This is a genomic window from Streptomyces griseorubiginosus (assembly GCF_017614965.1).
Lineage (GTDB): Bacteria > Actinomycetota > Actinomycetes > Streptomycetales > Streptomycetaceae > Streptomyces > Streptomyces griseorubiginosus_B.
Genome location: NZ_WVUG01000024.1, coordinates 42584 through 52607, shown reverse-complemented (window position 1 = coordinate 52607; position 10024 = coordinate 42584). Strand labels below are relative to the sequence as shown.

9 protein-coding genes are annotated in these 10024 nt (G+C 73.3%); 5 read left to right on the top strand and 4 right to left on the bottom strand.

Features of this window, described 5'->3' with window-relative positions; genetic code table 11:
• Positions 1–72: 72 nt before the first annotated feature.
• Together GRC12_RS07610 and GRC12_RS07605 are read right to left on the bottom strand one after the other, a co-directional pair.
• Positions 73–1101 (bottom strand): hypothetical protein, encoded by a 1029-nt coding sequence (locus GRC12_RS07610; RefSeq protein WP_208778372.1) that lies wholly within the window; start codon positions 1099–1101, stop codon positions 73–75.
• Positions 1102–1128: 27 nt separating this feature from the next.
• Complete coding sequence (locus GRC12_RS07605; protein WP_208778370.1) at positions 1129–2400, bottom strand: FUSC family protein; 1272 nt, start codon at positions 2398–2400, stop codon at positions 1129–1131.
• Between the two features lie 139 nt (positions 2401–2539).
• Here GRC12_RS07605 and GRC12_RS07600 point away from each other — a divergent pair, with 139 nt between their 5' ends.
• The gene (locus tag GRC12_RS07600; protein ID WP_208778368.1) at positions 2540–3133 is read left to right on the top strand and encodes a TIGR03086 family metal-binding protein; all 594 of its coding nucleotides are present in this window, start codon (positions 2540–2542) and stop codon (positions 3131–3133) included.
• A 10-nt stretch (positions 3134–3143) separates the two neighbouring features.
• Here the strand turns inward: GRC12_RS07600 and GRC12_RS07595 are convergent, their stop codons facing one another.
• Positions 3144–3728, bottom strand: a complete 585-nt coding sequence (locus GRC12_RS07595; protein WP_208778367.1) for a CGNR zinc finger domain-containing protein — start codon at positions 3726–3728, stop codon at positions 3144–3146.
• Positions 3729–3867: 139 nt separating this feature from the next.
• On the opposite strand from GRC12_RS07595, the gene GRC12_RS07590 reads away from it, so the two are divergent.
• Complete coding sequence (locus GRC12_RS07590; RefSeq protein WP_208778365.1) at positions 3868–4866, top strand: quinone oxidoreductase family protein; 999 nt, start codon at positions 3868–3870, stop codon at positions 4864–4866.
• Positions 4867–4906: 40 nt separating this feature from the next.
• Positions 4907–5785: a DUF3626 domain-containing protein gene (locus GRC12_RS07585; RefSeq protein ID WP_208778364.1), complete on the top strand. Its 879-nt coding sequence runs from the start codon at positions 4907–4909 to the stop codon at positions 5783–5785.
• Positions 5786–5851: 66 nt separating this feature from the next.
• Here the strand turns inward: GRC12_RS07585 and GRC12_RS07580 are convergent, their stop codons facing one another.
• Positions 5852–7516 (bottom strand): glycoside hydrolase family 13 protein, encoded by a 1665-nt coding sequence (locus GRC12_RS07580; RefSeq protein WP_208778361.1) that lies wholly within the window; start codon positions 7514–7516, stop codon positions 5852–5854.
• 135 nt (positions 7517–7651) lie between these two features.
• Between GRC12_RS07580 and GRC12_RS07575 the strand changes: the two genes are divergently transcribed.
• Both GRC12_RS07575 and GRC12_RS07570 read left to right on the top strand, forming a co-directional pair.
• Positions 7652–8692: a LacI family DNA-binding transcriptional regulator gene (locus tag GRC12_RS07575; protein ID WP_308286492.1), complete on the top strand. Its 1041-nt coding sequence runs from the start codon at positions 7652–7654 to the stop codon at positions 8690–8692.
• A 352-nt stretch (positions 8693–9044) separates the two neighbouring features.
• Positions 9045–10016: a phosphotransferase family protein gene (locus GRC12_RS07570; RefSeq protein ID WP_208778358.1), complete on the top strand. Its 972-nt coding sequence runs from the start codon at positions 9045–9047 to the stop codon at positions 10014–10016.
• The last annotated feature ends 8 nt before the right edge of the window (positions 10017–10024 follow it).

Genomic DNA, 10024 nt, shown 5'->3' with positions numbered 1-10024 from the left:
GTCGGGGTGGGGCGGGTGGTAGCCGCCTGGTCGCGGCCGGCGCGCCCGCCGTCGCCGAGACGGGACGGTGTCCTACCAGTCGCCGTCCTGAACCGGCTTGCCCGGTGCGTCACCCAACTGCTGCACCTGGTGCGGTGTCGGGGGCTGCCAGGGCTCGTGGTCGTCGCCGATCCAGTCGCCGACCGGCTTCACCGCCTCCAGCGTGTCCGTCGGAGCGAGATCGGCCGCGTCCTGGTCGTAGTAGTCGAACCAGGGCAGGCCCGCGCGGGTGTAGGCCGCGCGGTCCACCGGCGACGGCGGAGGCGCCTCGCCGGTGATACGGCGCCACTCCGGCGGCGTCACCAGGTGCACGAACACGCGCCCCGCCGGCTCCTCGGCCCAGTCCGACAGCGGCCGGTCGTCCTCGTAGACCTCCTGCCGCATCGAGCCACCGACGCCCAGCCCCATCGCCGCGGCGGCCGGGGCCGCGCCCGGGGCGGGAGGCGGCGCCGCCGCCATCGGCATCGCCGCACCGTAGCCTGCCAACGCCGTCTTCCTGTGCGACGCCCGCGCCCGGCGCCGCTCCGCATCCCGCCACTCGGCGAGCTTCGGCCCGCTCAGCGGGAAGGACTGCAGCTGTACGCCGCCCCACACCTCCTCGCCGGTGACCTGGCCCTCGACCGTCGCCCCGAGGCCCAGCGGCACGGCCACGAACTGCCGGACCGTGCCCTTGCCGGAGTTGATGCCGTCCAGCCAGGGCTGGCGCGGCAGCACGAGGTAGTTCTGCGGGTTCCGGGACAGCCGGTCGCTCCACGGCTCGCCCGAGACCGCGCACACCTTGCCCACCCCGACCTGCAGGGCGGCCGGCTCGGCGGTGCCGTAGAAGCTCAGCCACATCGCCTCGCGCAGATACACCGGCAGCATCACACCGCCCCGCGCGCGCCACTGCTCGGGCACCGTGTCGGGGTAGTCGGAGATCCGGCGCACCGGGAACTGACCGAGCCCCGGCGGCAGCGGATGGGTGCCCGTCTCGGGCAGCCGCAGTGTGCGCATGAACCGCACCGCCGCCCCGCCCGGCAGCCGCAGTACGTCCCCGTCGATCCGTACGGCCTCGCCGCTCATCCGCCCGCCCCCTCGTATCCGGTCATGTCACCTAGAACGACGGGCGTCCTCGCCGCGGTTCCGGCGCAGCACTTCCGGCACGCGCAGCCGCCCGCTGTCGCGCAGGCTCTCCCGCAGCCGGGTCAGCCGCGGCATACGCTCGCGCTGTTCACGGGAGGTGCGGTCCAGCTCCTCCAGCAGCCGGCGGGAGCGGTGCTCGGTGTCCATCTCGTCCAGGATCCGGTTGACCTCGGTCAGCACGGCGCCGTAGAGCTGCCAGGTGCGGGCGTCGCGCTGCACCTCCTCGAGGAGCAGCTGGGCGAGCTTGTCCCGGGTGGCCGCGGCCTGCCGCAGCTCGGCGGTCAGCCGGGCCTCGGCCGACTCGGCGCTGACGCTCACGCTGGTGGTGACCAGGACCGCGAAACTGACCACCGCGTCCGCGATCTCGGACAGCAGCCGTTCCACCGCGGCCCCCGTCTCCGGCGCGAACAGCGGCTCCGGATCGCGCTGCTTGGCGAGGTCGGTGAGCGTGCGCGCCAGCACCCGCAGGACGACCGTGCAGATCTCCAGCGTGTCCAGCCCCGTGCGCAGCACCACCCGGTGCAGCAGGCCCTCACGCACGCGTGGGTTGAGCCGCAGACTGTCCTCGGCCTGTCGGAGGGCCGCGTCCACCTCGACGATGTCGTGGTCGAGCCGGCGTGCCTCGTACAGTCGCTCGGTCGCGTGCTCGACCGGAGTACGGCCCGCGGCCTCCTCACCCATCCGCAGCATCAGGCGCCGCACCCTGCGGGCCAGCCCCTCGATCGACTCGCCGGCTTCGTCCACCCACACCGGCGGTGCCAGCAGCAGATTGCAGGCCATTCCGACGACCGCGCCGATCAGCGTCTCGACGATCCGGGCCCAGGCGGTGTCGCCGACGGTGGTGACGCCGAGCACCAGCATCGCGCTGATCGCGACCTCGGGGACGTACTCGTCGACGCGGACCAGTCGTCCGACCGCGAGCGAGGCCACGATCAGCAGCGCGAGACTCCACCACGTCAGGCCCACCAGCAGGCTGAACGCGATCGCTACCAGGACACCGGCCACGACGGCGTTGACCCGGCGGATGCCGTTGGTGAGGGTGGCGTACAGGGTGACCTGGACGACCAGCAGCGCGGTGAGCGGCGCGGTCAGCGGTGCGGCCTCGGGACTCAGGCGCAGGGCGACGACGTAGGCGACCGTCGCCGCGACGGCCGACCGCAGTGTCTGCACCACCACGGGGTCCCGTCGCCGCTTCACGAACTCGACGAGCGGCGCCGTCCACGCACGTACATCTGGCACCTGGCGCTGATCCTCTTCCTTGGCTTGCTTGGCTTGCTCGGCTTTCCTTGGCGCTCGTGCTCCTTGCGGACCGTAACTGTCCGCAAGGAAACCTAGATTGTTGGCAACGGTCGAAGGACGGCAAGAGGGGAGAACGGTGATGGCGGACACCCGGGGTTTCGAGGTTCTCACACGCGCGCACGCCTATCTCGGTGAGGTGGTCGCCGGGGTGCCGGTGTCGGCCTGGGGAGCGGCGACGCCGTGCGGCGAGTGGACCGTCCGGCAGGTCCTCAACCACGCGCGCATCGACCAGCAGGGTTACGGCCTGGCGATCACCGGCGGCCGGCCCGACTCGGACCCCTTCCACCCCGCGGACGCCCTCGACGGTGACCCGGCGGGCGAACTCGACAAGGCGTTGCGTCAGGTGGCCGACGCCTACGCCGGATTGCCGTACGACGCCGGCCAGGTGCCGACGCCCCTGGGCCCGCTGCCCCTTCCGCTCGCCGCCGGGGCGGCCGCCATGGACGCGGCTGTCCACGCCTGGGACATCGCCGTCGCCACCGGCCAGGACCGGCCGCTGAGCGCGGAACTGGCGGAGGGGATCCGGCCGGCCGCGGACCACCTCGTCGATCGGCTGCGCGACGCGTACCGGGTGTTCGCGCCCGCCCTCACGGTCGCGCCGGACTACGACAGGGCCGAGTCCCTGCTGGCCTTCCTCGGCCGCGATCCGCACTGGACGCCCGCTTCCTCCTGACGGCCGGCCTTCACCGCGCGGGGGCGGCCCGGCTGCGGGAGCGGTAGCCGGCCACCTTCGCGAGGTTGCCGCACCGCTCCATGGAGCACCAACGGCGTCGTCGCGCCTGGGAGTCGTCGAGGAAGAGCAGGGAACAGTCCGGGTTCTCGCACTTCTTGACCCGCTCCAGCAGGGGACCGCGCACCAGGAGTACGGCGTCCCGGGCCACCGTCGCCAGCGCCGCCCGGACCGGCTGCCGCGCCGACCAGGGCTGGGTGCCCAGCTGGGGCGCCAGGTCGGGGCGGGCCGCCGCCGCGTTGACCAGTTCGACGTCCGCGGCCTCGGGCCGCTGCCCGGCCATCGCGCCTCGTACGACCCGGTACAGCGCCTCGCGCAGGACGCGGGCGTCCGCCAGCTCCCGGGCGGTGACGCGAGCCGGCTCGTCATCCACGGCCAGCCCCGCCTCGGCGAACCAGCGGGCCAGCGCGGCCGGATCCGGGAGCCGCTCCAGCGGGGTGGCGTGCCGACGGCCCAGCGTCGCCACGAAGTCCAGGCAGGGGCGGCCGCCGATGAAGGGGAACGCGAGCGCCGGGTCGGCGGGCGAGATGCCGGTCATGAGCTGAGCGTACACCGGTTCATGAGGTGTCGGCATCACCGACTGAACCTCTTGACACCGGTTGAACGGGTGTCGGAGAGTGACACCACTTCAACCGGTGTCAGTCGGGTGTGCGGCTGCGACAGGAAGCAGGTGCGGTATGCGTGCGGTACGGATCGACGAGTTCGGCGGGCCCGAGGTGCTGGTGCCGGTCGAGGTGCCCGACCCGGTGGCGGGTCCCGGTGAGGTCCTGTTGCGGGTCGCGGCCGCGGGGGTGAACCGTGCGGACGCGCTGATCAGGGCGGGCAAGTACCACCGGGCCGGCCGGCCGCCGCTGATCCCGGGCGTTGAGGCGGCGGGTGTCGTCGCGGCGGTGGGCGAAGGGGCGACCGAACTCGCGGTGGGACAACGGGTCATGGCGCTGGACGGCGTCAACGCCCCCGGTTTCTACGCCGAGCTGGCCGTCGTGCCCGCCACCCAGGTCACCGCCCTGCCCGAGGGTGTGGGACTGGTCGAGGCGGCCGCGCTGCCCGTCGCCTGTCTGTCGGCCTGGTACTGCCTGCGGCGGCTCGCCCGGGCCGGCAAGGACGACACGGTGGTGGTGAAGGCCGCCGCGAGCGGGGTCGGCAGCGCGGCCGTGCAGATCGCCGCCGAGACCGGCGCGCGGGTCATCGCGCTCGCCGGGTCGGCCGAAAAGGCCGCCTGGGCGGGGGAGTTCGGCGCCCACGACGTCGTCGACACATCGGCCCACTCCGGGGAGGCGGAGGTCGAGGAGGTGCTGCGGCTGACCGACGGGCGCGGTGCCGACGTCGTCCTCGACACGGTCGGCGGCCCGGCGTTCGAGCGGAGTCTGCGCGAGGTCGGACACGGCGGCCGGGTCGTCGCGCTCGCCAACGTGGCCCTGGAGCCCAGCACCATCGACACCCGCGACTTCTACCCCAAGAACGTCTCCATCCTCGGCTTCCAGCTCACCAACCTTCAGATCCACGGCTACGATCCCCGCCCCGACCTACGCGAACTGGCCGAACGCGTGGCCTCCGGGGCGTTCCGGGTACCGGTCGAGACCGTCGTACCCCTCGAAGAGGCCCGCACGGCCCATAAATCGCTGGAGCGGCGCGACAACCGTGGGAAGATCGTGCTCGCCGTGGCCGACCTCTGAGCCGCGGCCGAAGACGGGCGGCCCGGGGGAGGAGCCGGCGGTGGAACTCACGAACGTCCTGTCCGAGCGGGCGCGGCAGGCGCTGCGTCATGTCGCCTCCCGCTCGACGGGCCCCGCCGTCGGTGCCGACGTGCGGATCACGCTGAACTTCCATCCCGACCGGCTGATCGGCGGACTGCCCATCCTCCGGGCGCTGGCCCAGGACGGCGCCTACCACTCGCAGTTCGTCACCGGCACCAGCAACGGCGGACTGACCGCGCACCCCGGCGGCGACCGCTGGCGCTGGGAGAGCCGCATCTTCGGCGGCGCCTACGACGCGGCCGACCCGCACGAGCGGCCCGTCTACGGTGCCCTGAACTTCCGCCGCCAGGTGGTCGGCGCCGCCCCACGGTTCGGGTCCTCGCACCTCCGGCTCACCGGCGACGCCCTGGCCCGCGCCACCTTCTGCTATCCCGACAGCGCGGCCGAGCCGACCGACTTCGGGGTGGCCGCCGGCATGTCCCTCGTCGCGCTCGCCGAGTCCGACGAGCAGGACGCCCTGAACGACTACATCGAGGCCCAGGTCCACGGCGGGGTCACCCTCGCCGGGCAGGTGGAGGCCCTGGTCCTGGACGCGAGCTACCGCGGCACGCCGGTCGAGGCCGCGGCCCGCCTGCTGCCCTGCCCCGTCGAGTGGCACCCCGGCTACCGGCTGACGGTGGCCGAGCTGCGCGAGCACGCGGACTACCGCGGACGGGAGTTCGTGGAGCTGGGTGCCCGGATCGCCCAGGACGGCGTGGTCGATCCACGGATCATCGGGGACGCCGCCCGCACCGGCCGCCACGAACCGCAGGACCTGAAGATGGTGTGGCACACCCTCGCCCGCTTCGGCGCACCGGAGGGAGCGGGGACGGCGCGCCGGGCGCCGGAGCGCAGGTGAAAGCGTCGGGCATGCCCGCGGGCTGCGTGGCCCGCGTGCGCGTCCCGATCACCCAGCGCTACACCGTCATGCGGCTGGCTCGGGGGTGTATGCGTCGGTGGCGAGCCAGACAGCCTGGTCGGGCGCCAGCACACCGTCCTCCACCGGGCCGCTGGCCAGCAGCACCGACGCGTGCCCGGGCAGCGGGCAGGGGGCGGCGGAGAGGTTGACCGCGCACACGAATCCGGGTTCCCGGCGGAAGACCAGCACTCCGGCGGGCGCGTCGAGCCACTCCAGGTCGCCGTCGCCGAGCGCGGGATGCTCGTGCCGCAGCCGCAGCGCCGCGCGGTACAGCGCCAGCATGGAGCGCTCGTCCCCCTTCTGCCTCTCCACGCTCAGCTCGGCCCACGCCTCCGGCTGCGGCAGCCACGGCTCGCCCTGCGCGCCGTCCGGGCTGAAACCGTACGGCGCGCTCCGGCCCGACCACGGAATCGGCACCCGGCAGCCGTCGCGGCCCCGGTCGGTGTGCCCGGACCGCTCCCAGACGGGGTCCTGCAACACCGCCTCCGGCAGGTCCTCCACCTCCGGCAGCCCCAGCTCCTCGCCCTGATAGACGTAGGCACCGCCGGGCAGCGCCAGCATCAGCAGGGCCGCCGCGCGGGCCCGCCGGGTGCCCAGCTCCAGGTCCAGAGGGCCCTCGGGCCGGTAGGGCTCGTTCACCGTCCACCGCCGTACGACCTTGCGGCCGTAGCGGCTGGGATGGCGAACGACGTCGTGGTTGGAGAGCACCCAGGTGGCCGGCGCGCCCACCGCCCCGAGCATCGCGAGGGAGTCGTCGATGACGGAGCGCAGGTCCTTCGCGTCCCAACTCGACATCAGGAAGTCGAAGTTGAACGCGGTGTGCAGACCGTCCCGGCGGACGTAGGCGGCCAGCCGCTCCGGTGTGTCCGCCCATGCCTCGGCGACGAAGGACCGGTCGCCGGGGAACTCGTCGGCCACCCGGCGCCAGGCCCGGTAGATGTCGTGCACCTCGTCGCGGTCCCAGTGCGGATGGTCGACGTGCTCCCGCGGCCCGTCGTCCGCCCGGCGCGGCGGCAGGTCGGGCAGTTCCGGATGCTTGATCAGCCCGTGGGCGACGTCGATACGGAAACCGTCCACGCCCCGGGAGAACCAGAAGCGCAGGATCGACTCGAACTCCGCGCGGACCTCCGGGTGCCGCCAGTTGAGGTCCGGCTGCTCCGGGGCGAACAGGTGCAGATACCACTCGCCGTCGGGCAGGCGGGTCCAGGCCGGGCCGCCGAAGGCGGAGACCCAGTCGTTGGGCGGCTCGGCACCGTCCGGTCCGCGGCCCGGCCGGAAGACGTAGCGCTCCCGCTCCGGGCTGCCCGGACCGGCCGCCAGCGCCGCCTGGAACCAGGCGTGCCGGTCCGAGGTGTGGTTGGGCACGATGTCCGGGATGACCCGGATCCCGTGCCGGTGAGCTTCCTCGATGAGCTGCTCCGCCTCGGCGACCGTGCCGAACAACGGGTCGATCTCACGGAAGTCCGCCACGTCGTAACCGTGGTCCGCCATCGGGGACCGGTACCACGGGTTGATCCAGACGGCGTCGACGCCGAGCCACTTCAGATACGGCAGCCGGGAGCGGATGCCGGCGATGTCGCCGACACCGTCGCCGTTCCCGTCGGCGAAGCTGCGGATGTAGACCTGGTAGATGACGGCGTCGCGCCACCAGGGTGCGGGATGGGTGGACATGGGGGTGCGCGCTCCTCGCCTGTGACAACGCTTGCAAGCTTGCGGTCTGAAGGGTGGCACCGTCAATGCGCTACGTGCCGGTAACGCCGTGACAGCGCTGCCACGGCTCCCGTACGCCTGTGCTAGCGTCCGCGCATGCCAGCCGATCGACGGCACCCCACCATGGCCGACGTCGCCGAACGGGCCGGGGTCTCCGTCTCCACCGTCTCCCGCACCCTGCGGGGCCTGGACAACGTGTCGCCGCCGGTCCGCGCCCGCGTCGAACGGGCCGCGCGGGAGCTGGAGTTCGCCGTCTCCCGGCACGCCTCCAGCCTCGTGACGGGCAGGACCGGAGTGGTCGCGGCGCTGGTGCCGACCCTCAACTCCTGGTTCATGGGCTCGGCCCTGTCCAGCCTGGGCCCGCTGCTGCGCGCGGCCGACATGGAGCTGACCGTCTACGTCATACCCGACCTCGCCGAACGGGCCGCGTTCTTCGAACGGTTGCCGGCCCGGCGCAACGCCGACGCGCTGCTGGTGTTCTCCTTCGACCTCACCGAGGAGGAGAGCACACGCCTGGACGACCTCGGGATGCCCGTGATCTACGTCAGCCAGCACGCCCAGGGACGCCCGAGCGTGTACGTCGACGACGTGGCCGGTGCCCGCAACGGCACCCGGCATCTGCTGAACCTGGGTCACCGCCGGATCGCCTTCATGCAGACCGTGGGCGCCACCGGGTTCGCCTTCAGCTCGCACGAACGGGTGCTCGGCTACCAGCAGGCGCTCACCGAGGCGGGTGTCCCGCTGGACGACTCCCTGGTGGTGGCGGCCCGGGTCGCCGACGGACGCGGCGTCGCCGAGGCGCTCGGCGAGCTGCTGAGCCTGCGCGAGCCGCCGACCGCCGTCTTCGCCGAGCAGGACGAACTCGCCGCCGCCCTGATCGCGACTCTGCGCAGGGCCCGGATCGCGGTGCCGGAGGGGATGTCCGTCCTCGGCTTCGACGACCAGCCGGTGGCCGACTGGCTCGACCTGACCACGGTGGCCCAGTCCCCGGCACGGATGGGCCGGCTGGCCGGTGAACTCGCCCTGGAGCTGATCGGCGAGGCCGACACCGACCACCGCCGGCACGTCGTCCTGCCGACCCGGCTCATCCCCCGGGCCACAACCACCGCCCCGCCCGAGCCGGAGAACGCGCCCTGACCCGCATCGCCGACCACGCCACCCCGGTGATCATGATTTGGGGTGCCGTCGCCGACCGCACCGCGGCGAGCGCCGGACTCGCTCCCTGTTCTCTGCTATTCCGGCCGTAACGACCCGACGTCGACTTCCTGCACGCCGACGAGGTGCGGGCGTTGCTCGCCGCCGGGGCCGGGGTGTGCGCCCGTGGCGACGGTTCGGGAATGGCGCCCGGTGTGCGGGAGGCGTTCCGTACCCTGTTCCGTGATCGCACGCCGGGCGCGGACACGGAGGCGGCCGAGGAGTGGATCGACGCACTCGTCGCGGACGGGCGTTACGTCGATGACGTGATCGGCAGGGGAGAGGTGGGCGCACGGTGGTGGACTCCTGGGAGCGGGCCCGAGGCATCCTGGCGGGCGCGGACATCCCGCCCGACCGACTCGCCCGGCTGCGGCCCCTGAGCGGCGGCACCTACAACACCGTCGAGGAGCTGCGGCTCACCGACGGTGTCCGCTATGTGCTCAAGGTCGCGCCGGACACCCCGGGCCTGCGCCACGAGCGAAGGTTGCTCGTCGCGGAGGCGGAGTTCTACCGGGGCGCCGAGCAGGCCGACGTGCCCGCACCGCGAGTGGTCGCGCTCGACGCCGAGCGTGAGGTCCTGCTGATGACCGCGTGCCCCGGCGATCCCTGGGACGACTCGCTGCCGCCGGCCGAACGGCCGCCGCTGCGGACCGAGTTGGGACGCCAGGTGGCGCGGCTGCACCGGGTGACCGGGCCGGGGTTCGGGTATCCGTCCGGGGCGCTCGGTCCGCTCGTCGCCGACTGGCGCACGGCGTTCGCCGGAATGCTGGACGCCGTCCTGGACGACGCCCGCGAGTACCGGGCCCGGCTGCCCCGCCCCGTCGACGAGGTGGCCCGGACCGTCCGCCCCGCCTACGGCGCGCTCGACGCGGTCACCGTCCCGCGCCTCGTCCACTTCGACCTGTGGCAGGGCAACATCCTGCTCGACCGCTCGGCGCGGGAGCCCCGTATCGGCGGGCTGATCGACGGCGAGCGCATGTTCTGGGGCGACCCGCTGGCCGACTTCGTCTCCCTGGCGCTGCTCGGCGACATCAGGAAGGACGAGGCGTTCCTGGCGGGCTACCGCGAGGCCGGCGGCCGCACGGAGTTCGACCGGGGGGCCCTGCTGCGGCTCGCCCTCTACCGGGCCTACCTCTACCTGATCATGCTGACGGAGGTCGTCCCGCGCGGACTGGAGCACGAGGAGTGGCGGCAGGAACGGGTCGCCCCCGAACTCGTCGCGGCCCTGGACGAGATCGAGGATCTGGCCTCCAGCTCCGCCGCATAGCCCGCCGC

Excerpts from the sequence above, each read along its gene's own strand:
- GRC12_RS07595 (WP_208778367.1), bottom strand. The coding sequence starts at position 3,728 with ATGACCGGCATCTCGCCCGCCGACCCGGCGCTCGCGTTCCCCTTCATC.
- GRC12_RS07590 (WP_208778365.1), top strand. The coding sequence starts at position 3,868 with ATGCGTGCGGTACGGATCGACGAGTTCGGCGGGCCCGAGGTGCTGGTG.
- GRC12_RS07610 (WP_208778372.1), bottom strand. The coding sequence starts at position 1,101 with ATGAGCGGCGAGGCCGTACGGATCGACGGGGACGTACTGCGGCTGCCG.
- GRC12_RS07575 (WP_308286492.1), top strand. The coding sequence starts at position 7,652 with ATGCCAGCCGATCGACGGCACCCCACCATGGCCGACGTCGCCGAACGG.
- GRC12_RS07580 (WP_208778361.1), bottom strand. The coding sequence starts at position 7,516 with ATGTCCACCCATCCCGCACCCTGGTGGCGCGACGCCGTCATCTACCAG.
- GRC12_RS07600 (WP_208778368.1), top strand. The coding sequence starts at position 2,540 with ATGGCGGACACCCGGGGTTTCGAGGTTCTCACACGCGCGCACGCCTAT.